Origin of the sequence: Rossellomorea sp. SC111 (assembly GCF_024733565.1) — a bacterium.
Lineage (GTDB): Bacteria > Bacillota > Bacilli > Bacillales > Bacillaceae_B > Rossellomorea.
On sequence record NZ_JANIOC010000013.1, the window covers coordinates 78,365 to 96,011 of the forward strand.

18 protein-coding genes are annotated in these 17,647 nt (G+C 43.2%); 3 read left to right on the forward strand and 15 right to left on the reverse strand.

All coding sequences use genetic code 11. The annotated features are described in order from the left end of the window. Positions 1-231 precede the first annotated feature (231 nt). The 15 genes from radC to NQ095_RS17165 form a co-directional block, all read right to left on the reverse strand. Positions 232-942: a RadC family protein gene (gene radC / locus NQ095_RS17095; protein ID WP_309137658.1), complete on the reverse strand. Its 711-nt coding sequence runs from the start codon at positions 940-942 to the stop codon at positions 232-234. A 28-nt stretch (positions 943-970) separates the two neighbouring features. Continuing rightward, on the reverse strand, positions 971-1,543 hold the full coding sequence (locus NQ095_RS17100) for a Maf family protein (RefSeq protein WP_258264650.1): 573 nt from the start codon (positions 1,541-1,543) through the stop codon (positions 971-973). Between the two features lie 452 nt (positions 1,544-1,995). Further along, on the reverse strand, positions 1,996-2,970 hold the full coding sequence (locus NQ095_RS17105; protein WP_258264651.1) for an SPOR domain-containing protein: 975 nt from the start codon (positions 2,968-2,970) through the stop codon (positions 1,996-1,998). A gap of 100 nt (positions 2,971-3,070) precedes the next feature. After that, positions 3,071-3,511 carry a type II secretion system protein gene (locus NQ095_RS17110; protein ID WP_258264652.1) on the reverse strand — a complete coding sequence of 147 codons (441 nt, stop codon included), beginning with the start codon at positions 3,509-3,511 and terminating at the stop codon, positions 3,071-3,073. Then, positions 3,508-4,290: a pilus assembly protein PilO gene (locus NQ095_RS17115; RefSeq protein ID WP_258264653.1), complete on the reverse strand. Its 783-nt coding sequence runs from the start codon at positions 4,288-4,290 to the stop codon at positions 3,508-3,510. Before NQ095_RS17115 ends, NQ095_RS17110 begins: the two co-directional genes overlap by 4 nt. Continuing rightward, a complete protein-coding gene (locus tag NQ095_RS17120) occupies positions 4,287-4,904 on the reverse strand; it encodes a hypothetical protein (protein WP_258264654.1) in 618 nt (205 codons plus the stop codon). Before NQ095_RS17120 ends, NQ095_RS17115 begins: the two co-directional genes overlap by 4 nt. Then, positions 4,905-5,867, reverse strand: a complete 963-nt coding sequence (gene pilM / locus NQ095_RS17125) for a type IV pilus biogenesis protein PilM (RefSeq protein WP_258264655.1) — start codon at positions 5,865-5,867, stop codon at positions 4,905-4,907. Between the two features lie 15 nt (positions 5,868-5,882). Continuing rightward, positions 5,883-6,629: a prepilin peptidase gene (locus NQ095_RS17130; RefSeq protein ID WP_375162855.1), complete on the reverse strand. Its 747-nt coding sequence runs from the start codon at positions 6,627-6,629 to the stop codon at positions 5,883-5,885. A gap of 27 nt (positions 6,630-6,656) precedes the next feature. Continuing rightward, a complete protein-coding gene (locus tag NQ095_RS17135; RefSeq protein ID WP_258264656.1) occupies positions 6,657-7,139 on the reverse strand; it encodes a type II secretion system GspH family protein in 483 nt (160 codons plus the stop codon). 110 nt (positions 7,140-7,249) lie between these two features. Next, positions 7,250-8,461: a type II secretion system F family protein gene (locus NQ095_RS17140; RefSeq protein WP_258264657.1), complete on the reverse strand. Its 1,212-nt coding sequence runs from the start codon at positions 8,459-8,461 to the stop codon at positions 7,250-7,252. Further along, complete coding sequence (locus NQ095_RS17145; protein ID WP_258264658.1) at positions 8,462-9,505, reverse strand: type IV pilus twitching motility protein PilT; 1,044 nt, start codon at positions 9,503-9,505, stop codon at positions 8,462-8,464. A gap of 9 nt (positions 9,506-9,514) precedes the next feature. Next, a complete protein-coding gene (locus tag NQ095_RS17150; RefSeq protein WP_258264659.1) occupies positions 9,515-11,176 on the reverse strand; it encodes a GspE/PulE family protein in 1,662 nt (553 codons plus the stop codon). Between the two features lie 21 nt (positions 11,177-11,197). After that, the gene (locus tag NQ095_RS17155) at positions 11,198-12,574 is read right to left on the reverse strand and encodes a G5 domain-containing protein (protein WP_258264660.1); all 1,377 of its coding nucleotides are present in this window, start codon (positions 12,572-12,574) and stop codon (positions 11,198-11,200) included. Positions 12,575-12,599: 25 nt separating this feature from the next. Continuing rightward, positions 12,600-13,334: a PRC-barrel domain-containing protein gene (locus tag NQ095_RS17160; protein ID WP_258264661.1), complete on the reverse strand. Its 735-nt coding sequence runs from the start codon at positions 13,332-13,334 to the stop codon at positions 12,600-12,602. Between the two features lie 23 nt (positions 13,335-13,357). Continuing rightward, positions 13,358-14,545 carry a hypothetical protein gene (locus NQ095_RS17165; RefSeq protein WP_258264662.1) on the reverse strand — a complete coding sequence of 396 codons (1,188 nt, stop codon included), beginning with the start codon at positions 14,543-14,545 and terminating at the stop codon, positions 13,358-13,360. 114 nt (positions 14,546-14,659) lie between these two features. On the opposite strand from NQ095_RS17165, the gene NQ095_RS17170 reads away from it, so the two are divergent. The 3 genes from NQ095_RS17170 to NQ095_RS17180 are packed head-to-tail and all read left to right on the forward strand — an operon-like array spanning position 14,660 to position 17,615. Continuing rightward, positions 14,660-15,190, forward strand: a complete 531-nt coding sequence (locus NQ095_RS17170; protein ID WP_258264663.1) for a type II secretion system GspH family protein — start codon at positions 14,660-14,662, stop codon at positions 15,188-15,190. Further along, positions 15,132-15,719 (forward strand): PilW family protein, encoded by a 588-nt coding sequence (locus NQ095_RS17175; RefSeq protein ID WP_258264664.1) that lies wholly within the window; start codon positions 15,132-15,134, stop codon positions 15,717-15,719. Before NQ095_RS17170 ends, NQ095_RS17175 begins: the two co-directional genes overlap by 59 nt. Positions 15,720-15,734: 15 nt before the next feature. Further along, a complete protein-coding gene (locus NQ095_RS17180) occupies positions 15,735-17,615 on the forward strand; it encodes a hypothetical protein (RefSeq protein ID WP_258264665.1) in 1,881 nt (626 codons plus the stop codon). The last annotated feature ends 32 nt before the right edge of the window (positions 17,616-17,647 follow it).

Below are 17,647 nucleotides of genomic sequence, written 5' to 3' on the forward strand. Positions count from 1 at the left end.
CAAATTGGCTGGTTTTTATTAAGGTTTATGTGTTTTCATAGGAGAGTTGTCCAATCACTCTCTACCTCTTAATTTTCGTCACAATAATGTTTCGTTCATGCATAACGAAAAGACTCATCCCCTTGTAGAATGACTCTCTTATTTCAGTAAGCCCGCGTTATATTGAATCACGATATTGTTTGTAAAAATCATAAGCTTTATTATATCGTAACCAGGAAAAAAATCATAGTGTCATAAATACCCTTTTTCCTTTAAACTAATAAACTTCTTCTCCCCTATTATAAGATGATCGAGTACATCAATACCAATGATCCGACCGCATTCCACCAATCTTTTTGTCACTTCTATGTCTTCCCTGCTCGGAGTCGGATCTCCCGATGGATGGTTATGGATGCAAATGATGGATGCGGCGGAGCGGCGAAAGGCTTCTTTAAAGACTTCCCTAGGGTGTACTATGGAAGCGTTGAGGCTTCCGATAAAGATGGTTTGCTTGTGGAGAACTTGATTCTTAGTGTTGAGGTATAAGCAGACAAAATGCTCCTGGGCCAAAAATCTCATATCATTCATGACATAGTTGGCCCCGTCTTCAGGGGAACGGATCGAGTATCTGTCATCAAAGGCGAGATTGCTGATGCGCCGGCCGAATTCCACGGCAGCCATGATCTGGACCGCCTTGGCTAGACCGATGCCTTTTGTCTTTGTGATCTCTTCCAGGGACGCATCCTTTAATAGATTCAATCCGTCGAATTGGTTTAGGAGTCTGTTGGATAATTGAAGAACGGACTCGGATTTTGTTCCCGTCCGGAGTAAAATGGCAAGCAGCTCCTGATTGGACAGGCTTGCTGCTCCGCTTTGGATCATTCTTTCCCTCGGTCTCTCATCCTGGGGAAAATCCCTGATCATCAACCGGTTCTCTTCCTGCTTTTGCATTGTTTTTACCATGGGTTCCTCCTATTCTTACGTGAAGGAGTCATTCTGATTGAAGATAGCCCATTTCGAGTAAAACACGATTCACCCGGGAGATCGGGAGGCCAACGACCGAGAAATAATCGCCCTTGATTTCCTTGACGAATTTCGCGCCAATTCCCTGGATCCCATATGACCCGGCTTTATCAAAAGGTTCTTCTGTTGCGATATAGTCATCGATCTCTTTAGAGGTTAACTCCCAAAACGTAACATCTGTTTTTTCATAAAAGAGTTTCTCCTCCTCACCATGGAGGATCGCAACACCTGTGTAAACTGCGTGAGAAGAACCGGAAAGCATTCTGAGCACTTCTTTCGCTTCTTCATCGGATCCCGGCTTTCCAAGGATCTTCCCATCCTTGGTCACGACGGTGTCTGAACCGATCACATAATGAGTAGGGTGTTGATTCGATATTACCAATGCTTTTTTCCTTGCGAGATACATGACCACTTCATGGGGCAATAAATCAGAAGAAAAGGATTCATCAACACTGGAGCCCATAATGGAAAAAGAGAGTTGGATTTGTTGGAGAAGTTCTTTTCGTCGGGGAGATTGTGAAGCGAGTATGAGGTTGGACACACCATACCATTCCTTTCAGGGTAATAGAGAGATACAAGAATATACTACCAAAATCCTCTATTCTAAACAAGTGAAAAGAGGATTGGACATAACTAAATAAACCCATCTAAAGAAGAACTATCTGTACTCATGACCTTTTGGGGATCCCTTGTTACACCGTTGATTTCCGTGCAAGACTTCGCTTTCCTCGGGCGTTCGGCTAGCCTCCTCGTCGCTGACGCTCCTGCGGGGTCTCACCTACTCCGCTTTTCCCGCAGGAGTCTTCGTCTTGCACTCCAATCAACAGCTAGAACCTGCAAAATACATAATATTCGGTTAAAAAATAAGAAAAAAATCCGAACGAATTAGATTTTCATCTAATCACTCGTTCGAATTTTTCTTTGGCTGAAACCCTTTTTGTCCAAGTTTCTTTGAACGATTATTTCCTAGAAAATAGTCTAAACCAGTCGAAATCATAACCCGCCGTATAGCTGAAGATAAGATAATAATTCTCCTTGAATTTTTTGAGCATCCTCCGGCGTTTTCATCGCTCCTGCCAGATTGCCTGCCTCGACTAGGGATTTCTTCATGGATGCGATGGACTCCTGTCCGACCTTGATTCCTTCCAGTTCCTTCACCCCTGATTGAATCGTTTTGATCGTGGATTCATCCGCAGTCCCCCCGGCCATTCCACTGCTGCTTACCTTGGCTATGTCGCTGAAGAGAGCATTCCCTTTTTCCAGGAACGTTCTTTCTTCTTTTGAAGCATTGATACCCTTCGATCCAATCACAAAATCCTTCGCGTACACGTCCACCCCTTGATCTTTCAGTGTTCCCCCAAGGGCCTTGGCCGTTTCCAGATCCCCGGAAACCCCCAGGAATAAATAGAATTGACCGTCTTTCTCTACGCTTGCACTAGAAAGGCCTTTCGCTTCCAAATCATCCTTCATGGCTTTTAATGGTTCCTCGGTCGAATAGACGCCACCCTGAACGATGGAGGTGGAGAAGTCCTTTAATTCCACGGCGGAAACGGCCTGTTGACCGTCCGTCTTTGCCGCAGTGTTATCCTCAAGCGTAGCGGCAGGTGCAGCCGGTCCATCTGTCGTCGTGATCACCTTCAGGGTCCCAAAGCCAAGGACCGCCCCCACAACAATCGCCCCAATCAAAGACATGACCAGGTTGACCGAATTCTGAAACGGGTTAGTAAACGATTTTTTCTTTTTCTTACTTCCAGACACGTAATGGATCTTTTTATATTCCTGTGGAGGCTCGGCTTCATCATCGGGAAGGATCCAATCAAAACCATCATCCTTCGCCTCTTCCCCGGCAGCTGTTTCCGATTCCCCCAACTTCCAATCGTACACAAGAAGATCTTCATCGAACTTCGTTTTTTCCCCATTGATTTTAATAGAAATCTTTTTGTCGTTTTTCCCACGATCGCCCATCATCGCCACCCTCCTTCATCTATTTTTTTCCATGCTATCACATCCCATAAAAAAAAGAACAAGACTTTTGTCGTCTTGTCCTAATAGGTTTTCGTCAAATTTTTCAGTTTTTCTTCAGGGATTGGATCGAGAGGGTGGAAAACGGGATTTCTTCCCTCTCTCCACTATCATTTGTACAAAGATTGTATTCGTCCCCCATTAAACAAATGGATAAGACATTTTCACCATCTGCCAAAACGTAGGAGTCATCACCCGGTGTCATGACCGTTTTGGAGTGGGGATCGAGGATCGGTTCGATCAGGTTGGCTTCTACCAATTCTTTATAGGTTACCTTATTGACTTGCCGCTCCTGAAGCATGGCGTCTTTTGCATAGTACTCAGCTGAACTTTTCATGGTAAGGGCGTTTGCCACAAAAGCCTGCTGCTTGGATTTTTCAATGATCGTATTGATCGCCAAGACAGCGATGACGGCGATGATTCCGAGTATGACAATCACGGCCAATAGTTCGACAAGGGTGTATCCTCTTTCATTTTCAGTCATCATTCATCAGACCTTACATTCGTATCTTGTGCTGCTGATTTTTGTTCAGGGAACTGCTGAAAAGGATTCTTTTTGTTTGACGGAAGAGGAGCATCGAGCTTTGGCAGTTCCTTCTCAAGTTCTATTAAACCAGGTAAATAGAAAGCGGATACCACAATATTCAATTGGATATTCTCGACTTCATCTTGGTATTGCTGTATTTCCGGTGGTCCGCTGAAAGAAATCTGTTCAACCTCTACGATGCGGTGCAGTTCTTCCAGTTTCTTGATGAACTCTTCTATTTCAAAATAACTCTTAGCTTCCACAGACATGGTGGCTGTCAACTTTTGCAGGCCTTGCGGAAGGGCATTTACTGGTGGTTCGGAACTGTTTGTCGGTTCACCGGCATTGGTTTCAACCGGTTCTTCAATGGACGTCCCGGTTGTTTCACCGGTTACAGGCAGCGCCACCGCTCCTTCAGTAAATTCGATGCTTGTAATGAAGCTGTCCGAGACGATTTCCGCCTTCTGGAGGTCAATAAGCAGCTGCTGCGTCAGGGGTTTCACCGGAACTTTTTGTTGAAGGGAACTCGAGTTTTCAAATGAATCCTGTTTGATGGAGCCGATTTTGGAGTCCAACGCTTTAATCAACTGGCGTTCCGTTTGGATTTCACTTTGTAAATTTTCTTTTTGATTCTTCACCGGTAAGTAGAAGTACCAGATACCACCAAAGGTAAGAAATAATACTACAAGGGTGGATGTTCCAATCAGAAACCATTCTTTTTTATCGAATTGAACATTCATTCCGAATCGCCCCCCTGCTCATCGGATTCTGCTTCAATTTTTTTGATGCTATCTCTATTTAATATGACTTCATATTGGCCGATGTACCTTGGCAAAACAGGTTCTGCGTTAACAGCAGATTGGACACCCTCTATAACGGCTTCAGTAGCAAGGGATGATAATTTTGCATCCTGGATGTACTTGGAATCTTTCAAATGAGTTAAATAATAGGCTGCTTCACTGCTTGTATCGAATTGAATCGAGAGTTGGATACTCCCATCTTCTGCATAAGTGAACTCCTTTAAGAATCCGCGTTCCGGAAGCAGTTCCACCAGGTGATCCAGAACCGGTACAGTATCAATGGGATAGCTTTCCACCCAACTCACTGCCCCTTCCAATTGAACCCAAGCATCAGAAGATTCAAAATCAGAGATGCTCTGTTCTTTTTCAGCCCTCAGCTGTTTTGTACGCTGAAGTTCCGCCGTCAGAGCATCAACATCCTTTCCGATATTCCCGGCAAGGATAAATAGTATGATAAGCGCAATGATCCCGACAGACAGAACACCGATCACCACATACAGCCACTGGCGGCTCCGTTTTTCATTTTGAGGTAATAAATTGATGTCGACGAGCACTTATATCACCTCTTTTAATCCTAAACCAACGGCGAGTAAAAACTCATTCGATAGTTCTTCATTGGTGTAGGCGTCCCGTGCTACAGAAGGTACCTTGATGATGTCAATCTCAAACCGGTCTGCCAATAGGTTGTGGATTTCCCCAACCATGGGGTGGTCACCAGCTACGTATACCTTATTGATCATAGCTTCATCGTTTGTCAGTGTGTATCGATAAAAGCTGATCACTTTGTCTATTTCTTTCATCACGTCTTCGAATTGAAGGGAATGAAACTCACCGTAATCACTGCTCTCATCCTTTACTTCCCGTTCCTCGCCTAAACTGATCGGCCTGAAAAAGACGGGCTGGTGATCATGAAAGATGGATACGGTCACATTGGACGGATTAAAATAGAGGAGCATTTCATGGTTTTCACTTTGTGTCAGATCCAATGAATGGATGTAGCGGTAAAAGGCAAGGGGACTGATATCCGCTACAACAGGCTTTAAGTGGGCATCTGACAGCATCTTTTGATATTCGATGACAATGTCTTCCGGCGCTGCCACAAGGATGATTTCTTTCTTGTCCCCTTTATTTCCAACCACCACTACATCAAAGACCGGGTTCTCAAAAGGGAGATGGATACTCGTCCCGATTTCAAGGAACAAGTGACTCTTCACCTCATCGTCCTCGATATCAGAGGAAATCGTCATCTTTCTGATGATCATCTGAGTATTCGGAACGATGAATTGCACTTCCCGCTTTTTTAGATTCCAGTCCAGGACACACTCCTCCAGAAAGGCTTGAAACGCTTCTTTTTCGATGATTTTCCCATCGGAGATCATCCCGTCTGCTATACGCTTCTCTCCAAAATGATGAATATGTAAAGGAGAAACAGATTTCAATTCGACAAACCGAATCCATTGATCACTAATGACGATATTGATTTTATTTTTATTCTTATTAAAGAGACGTGATAACATCGTGAATGACCCCTTTTAGCTATATAAAGAAAAATACCAATCCAGGATTGGCTGATGATAGAAGTATGCCGCGAGTGTTCCCAGTACGATATACGGACCGAACGCGATGGGCTGTCCTTTTTTGAAAACACCGAGAATCAGGCCGGTGATACCTGCCACCGCCCCAAAAAGCGTGGCAAGGAAAAAGGAAAACAACATCACCTTGACTCCCACGACAAAGCCGATGACAGCAAACAACTTGATATCGCCGCCTCCCATTCCCCCCTTGCTGATGATGGCAATCAGGAGGAGCAAGCAAAAGCCTGTGAGTGCGCCCGCTATGCTATCCCACCAAGGGTTTAACGGGATGAAGATGCGTTCGATGATAAACAGCACCGAAAAAAACAACAGCACTTTATTGGGGATGACCATATATTTCAGGTCACTGACCGTAATGATCATGAACAGAGAAACAAGTGTCAGAGCGACAATCAGCTCCGGTTGTAAGCCTAATATTGTATAAGAAAGTAAGAATAATAGTCCGGTGAATAATTCCATTAACGGATAAAGAGGAGAAATGCGCCCCCTACACTGAGCGCATTTTCCCCCTTGAATTATATAAGAGACTACCGGGATCAGTTCCTTCGCCGTCAGCGTGTGCTGGCAGTACGGGCAGGCTGACCTCGGTTTGACGATTGATTTTTTGAGCGGTATCCGGAGGCCGACTACATTGTAAAAAGAGCCTAGGAGGAGACCGTAGGAAAGAACTATTATTTCAATAATTTGATGCACCAAATCCCCCCTAAACTCTTAAGTCCCACTACCTTCTTGGGAAGCAGTTGCTACACCATCAAGCTTTACATCATCTCTTTCTAAACTTGCAGGATCTTCAGTAGGGAAGTACTTTTTATCACCAGTACCACCAATTAATGTTACTTTATAATCGTATCCATCCTTAGCATTTTTGGTAACAGAAACTTTACTTAGAGTTTGATTGTATTCCCCATCAGATGGATTATCAATCTCTTCAATATAGCCATTATCAATAAGAGTTTTTAAAGTGAAGTCTTTTCCACCTGTTCCAATTTCTGTTGAAGTAACCGCTAACCTCGCAGCACTCACCATCTGCTGAGCATTCGCAATATGAGCATCCTTCTTCGAGTTATTAATCAACCCGCCAATACTAGGAATCGCAATCGCCGCAATAATCCCTAAAATAACAACAACTGCAAGTAACTCGATAAGCGTCAATCCGCGCTCATTTTTCAATCTTTGACCGATTTTCTTTAACATGGTAATTCCTCCTGTTTATTTATCTTTTACTAAAAACTAGTAATCTAGTACTAGTATACAACATTAATCCGACAAAAAAATCAAATTTTTTGTAAAATACTAGGTATTTTCTAATAGTTCTGAACACTGTTGAAGATTTCGAACATCGGGACGAGGATAGACGTCACGATGGTCCCGACTAAACCTGCCAGCATGACGATCATGAGTGGCTCGATTAATGACTTCAGACGGTCCGTGGCGCTTTCCACTTCCTTTTCATAGAAGTCGGCAACCTTTGCAAGCATCGAATCCAGGGAACCCGTCTCCTCCCCGATGGCGATCATCTGCGTCACCAGTGGAGGGAAAGCCCAATGCTGCTTCATCGGGTCCGTCAAGGATGTCCCTTTCTCCAAAGATCTCCTTGATTCGCCGATCACCCGTGCCACCACTTCATTCTCCACCACTTTTTCTACGATGGCCAATGCCTGCAAGATGGGAACAGAGCTTGAAAACAAGGAACTTAATGTTCTCGTCATTCTCGCTAGCACCGCTTTTTGCAGCATTTTTCCGAAAATTGGAATTCTAAGGATGGCGTAGTCCAAATAATACTTCGAACGTTTGTCTTTTCTTAACATGGACAAGATGATTGCAATGAATACAAAAAACAAAATGATGATATACCAAAATTTCTGCATAAACTCACTTGATGCAATGACAAACTGGGTGATGGCAGGAAGTTCGCCACCGAAATCATTCAACATGTTCACGAATGTCGGCACAACGGCCGCCAGTAAGAAGATGACTACCCCAATGGCGATGACCCCGACAACCATCGGATACGCCAGGGCAGAAACGATTTTCTGTCTGGTGGTATGCTGCTTTTCATAATGGGTGGCGAGTCCTTCCAGTGTCTCATCCAGGCTCCCTGAGGCTTCCCCTGCCTTCATCATATTGATCAGAAGCGGTTCAAAGATTTTCTTATGCCGGGAAAAGGCTTCAGATAAAGGATTTCCGTCCCTGAGTTCATCCTCGATTTCCTTTAAGGCTTTGCCGAGTGCCTTGCTCTCTGTCTGTTCAGACAGAATATGAGTGGCATCAACAACCGTGACGCCAGCTTGAAGAAGGGTGGCAAACTGCCTCAAGAAGATGACAAGATGCTGTAATTTCACAGGATTACCTATCGAGATGTCTTTCGTCATGAGCGTTTCGGGCATCTCCAGGATGTCTATGACCCGTACTTCCTGCTTTTTCAATTGAATGAGTGCATCCTTTTTCGATGATGCCGTGATGATTCCTGTTTTTTTCCCTTTTTGGTCCCTGCCTGTGTACTTATAACGTCCCATCTATTGAGGAATCTCCTCTCTGCTGTAAGGAAACGCCATTTCCTTTGATATGATGCCACCTTCATACAGCTTCATCACACTGTCGCTCATGATGTGCATGCCTGAACTTTTAGACGTCTGCATGACATTTTGAATTTGATGGATTTTTTCTGAACGAATCAAATTGGCGATCGCCGCATTATTCATCAGGAGCTCTGTCGCGGCCCTTCTCCCTTTTTTATCCACCGTGGCAAACAGTCTTTGGGAAAGAATTCCGACAAGGACCGATGCCAACTGAACACGGATTTGCGACTGCTGCTCAGGTGGGAAGACGTCTACGATCCGCTCGATGGTGGCAGGAGCACTCGATGTATGAAGGGTGGCGAGTACCAGGTGACCGGTTTCCGCGGCCGTGATGGCCGTATGGATGGTCTCCAGGTCCCTCATCTCACCTACAAGAATGATATCCGGATCCTGCCTCAATGCACTCCTCAGCCCTTTTGAAAATGATCTGGTATCAAAGCCTACTTCCCGCTGATCAATGATGGACGCTCCATGTTTGTGCAGGTACTCGATTGGATCTTCCAGGGTGATGATATGCTTCCTCATTTTCCGGTTCATATAATCGACGATGGATGCGAGTGTGGTCGACTTTCCGCTCCCAGTGGGTCCTGTTACGAGGAACAGTCCCTGTGGTTTTTCCGCAATGGTCTTCAATGCATGTGGAAGGAACAAGTCTTCCATTGTTGGGATGGAAGTCGGGATGACACGTATAGCCAAAGATACACATGACCGCTGTTTAAATGCATTTACCCTGAACCTTGATACACCGGATATACCATAGGAAAAGTCCAGTTCACCCACTTCTTCAAATGAAGGATACATCTGCTCGGAAATGATGGCCTTCGCCATTAGTTCCGTATGGTCTGGCAGCAGATTCTCTTTACCGTATCTTTTCAAATCCCCATGAATGCGGAAGATGGGGGGCGAACCAACGGTCAGGTGGATATCGGACGCTCCCAGCTCGTAAGCGGACTTTAGAAGATAATCAACTTTTTCTTTCAATTCATTCACCTACTCTGATATCGCTACTCGTAATACTTCTTCGGTCGTGGTCAATCCCTGTTTTACTTTCAGCAAACCGTCATCCACGAGGAAGATGGTTTTATTTCGGACTGCATGCTCCCTCAGCTTCGAAAAAGGTTCATTGTTCAGGATGACCTTCTTCATTTCATCATTCATGACGAGGACTTCATGAATGGCAATCCGCCCTTTGTATCCAGTCATATTGCAGGAAGAGCAGCCTCTCCCCCTCGTGATCGTTTCGATCTTCATCCCTCTTTTGGCGAATATCTCCACTTCCCGCTTTGTAGCGGGCATTTCCTGCTTACAGTCACGGCACACCTTCCTGATCAAGCGTTGAGCCACGACTCCACTCAGTGAAGACGCCACTAAAAACGGCTCGACTCCCATATCCAGGAGTCTCGTCACTGTACTGATGGAGTCATTTGTATGGATGGTGCTCAGGACGAGGTGTCCGGTCAAGGAAGCCCGGATGGACACTTCGACCGTTTCCCTATCCCGGATTTCCCCGACCATGATGATGTTTGGATCTTGACGTAAAATCGCCCGGAGCCCCTTCGCAAAGGTCAATCCTACATTTTGATTCACACCGATCTGGTTGATCCCTTCCAGCTGATACTCAACGGGATCTTCGATCGTGATGATGTTCACTTCTTCACTATTGAGGTGATTCAAAGCTGCATACAAAGTGGAAGACTTCCCTGAACCGGTTGGTCCTGTTATGAGGACAATCCCTGTCGGCTGCTGGATCATTTTCATGAACCTCTGCTGATTCACCTTGTTGAACCCCATTATTGCGAGGTCATTCAGGCTGGAACCTAAATCAAGGATCCTCAGGACAATTTTTTCTCCGTACACTGTCGGTAAAGTCGACACACGCAGATCGATCGGATGAAAATCGATATTCACCTTGATCCGTCCATCCTGAGGCACCCTGAATTCGGTGATGTCGAGGTTTGCCATGATTTTAAGGCGTGCAATCAACATGCTTTGCATATGCTTCGGAAGATTTCTTTCGGTTCTTAAGATACCATCCACCCTGTAACGGATGGCCACTTTCGTTTCCTGGGGGTCGATATGTATGTCACTTGCTTTTTGTGTAACAGCATTCGATAGAATCCCGTTCACTAAGCGAACGATGGGTGAATCGGAATCCACCACCGTTTCTTCATCCACATTATTTTGATTCCGATTCTCTTGAAAGAGATCTTCAAATCCATCTTCCAGGTCATAGAATTTATTAATGACCTTCAGGATATCATCCTTCGTCGCAATCGCTGTTTCGATTTGGAAGCCAGTCGCTAAACGGAGATCTTCGATGGCATAAAAATCCAAAGGATCACTCATTGCGACAAATAGCCTATCCCCTTCTTTTTTAAGGGGGATCATCAAGTTCCTTTTTGCGGACTCTTTAGGGATGAGATGGAATAAATTCGTTTCAAAGGGATACCGATATAAGCTGACATGAGGGATCCCCAATTGAAATTCCAACACTTCTATCAATTGCTGTTCCGTGATATATCCTCTTTGAAGCAGTGCATCCCCTAACTTCTGTCCCTTGGTCTTATCTTTCAGGGTATCCTGCAACTGGGATTCGGATATGATCCCTGCATCTACCAGCAGGTCTCCGAGCCTTTTTCTAATGGTGGTCACCTTATCACCCGCTTTTAAGCCTTATTTAAAATCCTTTTTCCTTTGTTTTGCTTTTTCGTCAGACGATGGGTTTGAAGAATCTTGTTTGGAAGGGTCCCCACTTTCCTGCTCAGTAGAAGTGTTCGACTCATCTTCTTCACTCTGGGAGGACGGGTCCTCCACTTCAACATCATTCGAATCATCCTGTGTAGTTACTTCCTCGTCCGCCCCATTGGTTACATTGTCAAATGTTTCACCCGGTGCTTCCTGTACTTCCTGCAGCGGATATACAGCAATTTTATTCTGAGGGGCATAAAAGTCTTCATTGATCAGTTCTTCTGAAAGGATTTCTCCTGAAGTGCTCAGTTTTTGTTTGTAGACCCGGATCAAGATCCCGTCTTTCCCTGCTTGCTTAACATCGACGCTTCCTTTTTCAACAAAAGGGCTAAATTGCTTTATCACCCGGGGAGGGAATGTTTCCTTTTCAGACAATCTGACATTATAAGAGTTTGGAAAGGGAATTCCCTGGAGTTGAGCTTTGATTCTATTGTCATGAATGGCAAGCTTCAGCTCATAACCCGTTGAATTCGGATTCGTGATGACAAAGTCCTGATTATTCATCGGATTGAAATTCGCTTCAAAGCCCAGGGTCACATAATCCGGAAGCTCTTTACTTATATTTCGTTCAATGATGGAAAAGTTGGAATGCAAAGTGATCTGGTAGAGTAATGATGCAACCGGACTTAAGTCAGCCTGTGATTCAACTACAAATCCTTCCGTTTCCAGGAAGTCCGAAAAAGAAAACTGAGAATTGGGTGCAATGAGAATGGAGGGAAAGTTTTCTATGAAACTCTTGATCGTCGGTGTAACTTTTAATTCATTGGATACAGCTTCGAATAGTATCTGTGTCGATGCATTTTTATCGATATAATCGTATACGTCAATGGTCTCACCTTCGTTGAGATTTCCTGCTAAAGAAAGGACATACTCCTTTAAAGAAGCCAGGTTTATGTCACCAGAGCTGTAGTCAGGGAAATGATCCGATAGGAATGAAGCCAACGCTTGATCATCCAAGGAAACCACTAGACTCGTATTTTCATTTTCATCGAGTTGTTCTATACTTTCTTCCAAGTGGAATTGAAAGAGTGCTGAATCGACCCTTGCACTCTCCCCATTGAATTCAAGCATGATGTTTTGATTACCTTTCCACTCTACTATTTTCCCATCCAGTATCTTCACGGCTTCTTCTTTGTTTGCTCCACCCAGATTAACAGATGCAACAGCTGCATGTTTCGATAGACTGAGTGACTGAACAAAGAACGATTCATAAGCATAAACGCCTAAATGAGAAAACCCATACAGAAAAAACGTAGAAAAGAATAAAACTGCCATTAACTTTACAAGCAGACCTTTTTTCACATCAGGCGCTCCTTCCTGCTAATTCCTACTTAATATTCATCGTTAAATCAACAAATACAGAAGGACCCGCTTCTTGAGCGGCTTTAATGTCAGATTCCGATAGAGAAGAACCTTTGGCAATCAACAACTCGCCTTCTAAATTATAAATATCTTCCATCACACTCTTACCAGCCAATAATTCTGTCTGTTTCGATTTGATTGTTTCCAGACCAAGCTGCTCCGGTAAGGCTTCGACCTCTTCTTCAAACACAGGTTCAGGATCGCTGAGTTGATCGAATGAATCTTTAAAATATTCCACAGCATCTTCATTCACGATGAGGATATCTTTCCCGAAAGTGAGTACATGTTCTGTTGCAAGGAAATAAGTATTGTCCTTCGACTGTAACTCCAATGAAACGATTGCCCCTGTTTCATCATCCACATAGAATTCCTGGATATTACCGATCATCTGTCCTTTACGGGTCATGACACGGGTATCATTGATCTTAATCTTCTTGTTCACCAGCTGATTTGCGATAGGAATTTCATTCAAGTCAATGACTGCATTCTCGTTTTCCACGGTCACAGCATATTCCCCGATCCCGACTACCTTTTTAAAAGGGATCGCTTTCACACTCACCTGCCAATCTTCATGCTCAATGGTCAAAAAGTCGACTGAGCCTTTCTCCGGATTTATAACAAGGGATTTCACTCTCCCTATTTCACTTCCATCGTAAATACTGATAATCGGTAAAGCTTTCATTTCTGAACTTTTCTTCATGTCATCTCACCTATTCCATCAATTTAGTTTCGTGTCATTTCCCACGCATATTTCTTTGTTTGATCCAAGTCCATTGTGATATAAGGGTACTCCCTGAATCTCTCTTCGATCCCTTTAATGAAAATATCCAAATCTTCATATTGTTCTGTTGAAATGTAATGATCCATTAATATTCTTGCAAATGTATAGTAATCTTGATCGTGTAGACTTGGATGTAAATAATGCTTGATCATATTTTCCATCTGGTCAGTAGTTAACAGGCTCCGGGAAAGTGTAATCTGTTCAATCATGGTCTTCATTACTTCCCTCATGATTCTGGTGCTCTTTGGAAGTTCGTCTATAATGGCGTCATCTACTGCCGGCTGACTCTCCATTGACTCTTCTTCCTCATCTATTGAACCCACAAGATCAGCCTCTTCCCCTGCAATTACAGGTTCCTCTAGTTCTTCAGCAACTGTTCCATTACTTTCATCAATTATTTCAGCTAGATCTTCCATGTACATCCCTGTCTCTTCCGTTTCCTCTAATACTGTTTCATCCGGTTCATTGATCAAACTTTCGATTTCACTCAAATCACCCTCAAACAACTCTATGTCTTCTTCAGTTGCACCCGGTACTTCATTAAATTCGTTTGCATTTTCGATAAACCATTCACTCTCGTCTTCATGAACCTGTGTTGATGCTATTTCTGTATCAACATGTCCGAGCGATATCTCATCTTGTTCCTGTAAAGGCTCAATGTCTTCCACGATTGCCGTTGCTTCACCGCCGTGCGCCGTATCCTCTTCTTTAGGATCCTTTGATTCGATTTCTTCCACAAGTTCTTCAACCGAAACAATTTCTTCAACATCTTTCACTTTAGAAACTTCATTCGAGACATCTTCGTCATTATGTAAGTCAGACTTAAATTCCTCTTGTTCATGAATCTCATGCCATTGTGCCTCATTCACATCCGGATCAGGTCCTGCAGACACTGCCAACAGACCGCTGTAACGCTGTTCCATCATAAAGGAAAGGATAGTCAGCAAAGCCAGTAACATCAGACCAATTGCCCACATCGGGTATAGGGTTGATGCGGCTAATCCCAAAAGCGTCAGACCAAACGATACACCAGCAATCAATAGTTTCCCCTTGTTGGAGATCCCGATGGGAATGAAATATAAAATAGGTAATAGCAGAATAAGTGCCAGTAATGAAAATAGGTAAATCATCTTACATTCAGCTCCTTCCTATGATATATTTCTTATAAATTAGACTTTTTTTAACAAGTTTCGACTACTAGATATTGTATAATAAAGTTAGGTAGATTGAAAGCAGGTGTTGGGTTGAAATACATAAAAATAGTAAAAAATGATAGAGGCTTCACGTTAATAGAATTATTGGTTTCCATCACCATACTCGGAATCGTCTTACTAAGCTTCATGAACTTTTTTCTCCAATCCAGTACATATACGAATGCTAATCAAAAAAAGACGGTAGGAGTCAATGTAGCGAGGAATGTTCTCATGTTCATGGAGAAACAGAACTTCCTCGAGATCAGAAACTATTTTCATGATGTAAACACCGGAGACAAGTCTTCAGAAGCTGATTTCCTCACATTACTCATCTGTGATGAGAAATATAAATTATTCTCTGATTCCTCTACTGAATCTGAAATAAATAATACCTGCCCCAAAAAGAAAAATATTACGATTAATGGATTAGAATATGAAGCTGCCATCTTTTCCGAGGAAGTATCGACCCCTGGAGAAATGGATTACTATATTCCCATTACGGTCAAAGTGAGGTGGAATATAAATGATAGAGAATATAGCACGACGGTCGATGGAAAAATTAAAAGTGAAGATATTCGATAATAAAGGAATCACCTTGATTGAATTATTGGTCACTCTTACTATATCGGCCATTCTTTTGCCAGTTACATACGGTGCCTTGATAACCGGATATAAAGTCTATGAAAAAGTATCGATTGATGCTCAACTTCGGGAAGATGCGGATTATGTATCATCGATGGTGATGAAACATTTATATTCCTACCCTTTTGACAGCATTGAAGAATGCACCCCTGATCACTCAGGCTGCATTAAATTCGTTAATGACACTGAAAAAAATGTATCTTCCTACTCGGGAAAATCTTTTTATGAGGTGAAAAATGAAGACGTCTTACATGATGAACAGAAGTTGGAACTGGTAAACATTGACGGAAAAGAGCAATGGAGCTTTAACGGTGAGATACTTGATACTTCATCCGACTTTTCAGGATCCACGATTTCGACAAGTTGTTCGACCAACCCGTGCAAGGATGCGATGATTCAAATGACATATAAGGTGAGTCATCCAAAATTCAGTAAAACACTTCAATTAGAGAGCCGCTTCGGCTTCTAGAAGGGAGGGAATCATTTGTTAACAAATCAACGAGGAAATGCGTTGCTGACTGTTTTAATTACCTCTCTTGTCATGGTGACGATCGGCATGGCCATCATGAGTTCAACGATAGGGGGAGCCAAACGGACAGAAGTCAGGGAAACAGATATCGATATTACTTATGAAGGCTTAAAAGCAGTTGAAGAAATCTCTGCTAAACTGGTATTCCAATTGCAACCAACCAAGCAGTTGGAGATCAGTCAATTAACCCCTGTAAATATTAACTCAAAAGTGAGGGACTTCATCCAGACAGAGATCATCCCAGCCTACCAATCTTCTGATACGATCAAATGTATGACGATCGTCGATGTCAGCGGAAATCAAGCCTCCAACCTGTTGGGGGCTCATTGTGGGAAAGCCAATACCCTTCGATATCACACATTCGGCCTCGATTTTCTCGACACGAACCTTACAAGGGTATATGAGATTATCGTCCATACGAAAAATCCTGATTCCGAAGAAGGAAAAGTTGAGAAAATCGTCCGGAAGAGAATCATTTTGTCACCAATCCCGAGCTTCCTGAAATATACATTAGGCTCTCGTGAACAGCTACAGTTGAACGGTTCACCCCATCTGGTCGGAAATGTATATGCTCATTCACTCGGCATCAGTGAAGATGCCAGATATCAGCTCTCCAGTCTCGAGGATAAGGAAGTAGGAGCGCCATTTCCCTCCATCATCGGTGATTTGTATACCAGCTATGACAAAGTCAATTATGCCCATATGAAATCCCTGCTGGACACCAAGCAATTTTACCCGCATATCCCATTACCGGACATAAAGCAGGACAGTCAATTTACCGATATCTCCTTTGAACAAACCTACGAGGAGGAAGTTGGAAAAGTATTAGACTCTCTAAATCTTTCACTTGACCAGGCTTTGACTAAAGCAAATATCAGAAATACGATTACTACCAACTATCTATCCAACGGTCCCCTTTTCTTCCCTCTGGTAAAGGGTATACTAAATGAAAATGTACAGGGGACTGTAAAAGCAGATCAAAGTATTACCGTAAAAGGGCTGCGACATCCCGGCGTGGATCTGATTGTCCAAGGAGATGTGAATATCCTTGCAAATTCTACAATGGAGATAGGGAATATCATCTCGACCGGAAATGTAACCATTTCGAACGCAACAGGGGAGATGTCAATCGGAAATATTGTCGCGGCTGGAAAGGTATCGATCGAGGCAAATGCACCAGTACTATTGAAAGAGAATATTGTCAGTTTTGACGATGTGTTGTTCCAGTCCCAAAACTCTACGTCCTCCATTGAAGGAAACATCTTTTCCGGCCGTAATCTAACGGTACAAGGGGATGCCAATGATCCGAATGGGGAGAATGATGAAATTGAATTTGACTCGGTCATTTATGCAAAAGGCAAGACAAGTGTCTCCAATCTGAATATCACCGGTAAAAATAGTCCTGGTGATTCCAATCAACAGGGTCAATTGATTTTACTTTCAAAAGGAGAACTGTTGGTCACAAGGATGAATGAATTTCAATATTACACGGATGAAAAAGAAAAGAGAGAGGCTGACCTTTTGCCTGATGCATCAGAAAACATTAAACCTCTTCAGGCTTTCTTATACACCGATAGCAACGCAACTTTATATGGCGTCGGCTCCCTCTTTTATGTGAATGGCGGCGTCTTTTCGAAAGGAAATCTGACTGTAAATGCCGTCCGTGGGAATGTCGACAGCATGGAACATATACAAACGGATTTATTTTCTAACCAGGAAAAGAAATTATCACGCTTCATCGTTCATTATAATAAAGATGTACTCCTCTCCAAATTGGATGCTCTTCCCCGGGTGGACGCCCTTTCGCTCATTAGTGATGAAATAATAGTCGAGTAAAAAAGCGATGCTATGATTCCTCATAGCATCGC

Excerpts from the sequence above, each read along its gene's own strand:
- NQ095_RS17140 (WP_258264657.1), bottom strand. The coding sequence starts at position 8,461 with ATGGGACGTTATAAGTACACAGGCAGGGACCAAAAAGGGAAAAAAACA.
- NQ095_RS17165 (WP_258264662.1), bottom strand. The coding sequence starts at position 14,545 with ATGATTTACCTATTTTCATTACTGGCACTTATTCTGCTATTACCTATT.
- NQ095_RS17115 (WP_258264653.1), bottom strand. The coding sequence starts at position 4,290 with ATGAATGTTCAATTCGATAAAAAAGAATGGTTTCTGATTGGAACATCC.
- NQ095_RS17105 (WP_258264651.1), bottom strand. The coding sequence starts at position 2,970 with ATGATGGGCGATCGTGGGAAAAACGACAAAAAGATTTCTATTAAAATC.
- NQ095_RS17160 (WP_258264661.1), bottom strand. The coding sequence starts at position 13,334 with ATGAAGAAAAGTTCAGAAATGAAAGCTTTACCGATTATCAGTATTTAC.
- NQ095_RS17175 (WP_258264664.1), top strand. The coding sequence starts at position 15,132 with ATGATAGAGAATATAGCACGACGGTCGATGGAAAAATTAAAAGTGAAG.
- pilM (WP_258264655.1), bottom strand. The coding sequence starts at position 5,867 with ATGTTATCACGTCTCTTTAATAAGAATAAAAATAAAATCAATATCGTC.
- radC (WP_309137658.1), bottom strand. The coding sequence starts at position 942 with ATGGTAAAAACAATGCAAAAGCAGGAAGAGAACCGGTTGATGATCAGG.
- NQ095_RS17135 (WP_258264656.1), bottom strand. The coding sequence starts at position 7,139 with ATGTTAAAGAAAATCGGTCAAAGATTGAAAAATGAGCGCGGATTGACG.
- NQ095_RS17110 (WP_258264652.1), bottom strand. The coding sequence starts at position 3,511 with ATGATGACTGAAAATGAAAGAGGATACACCCTTGTCGAACTATTGGCC.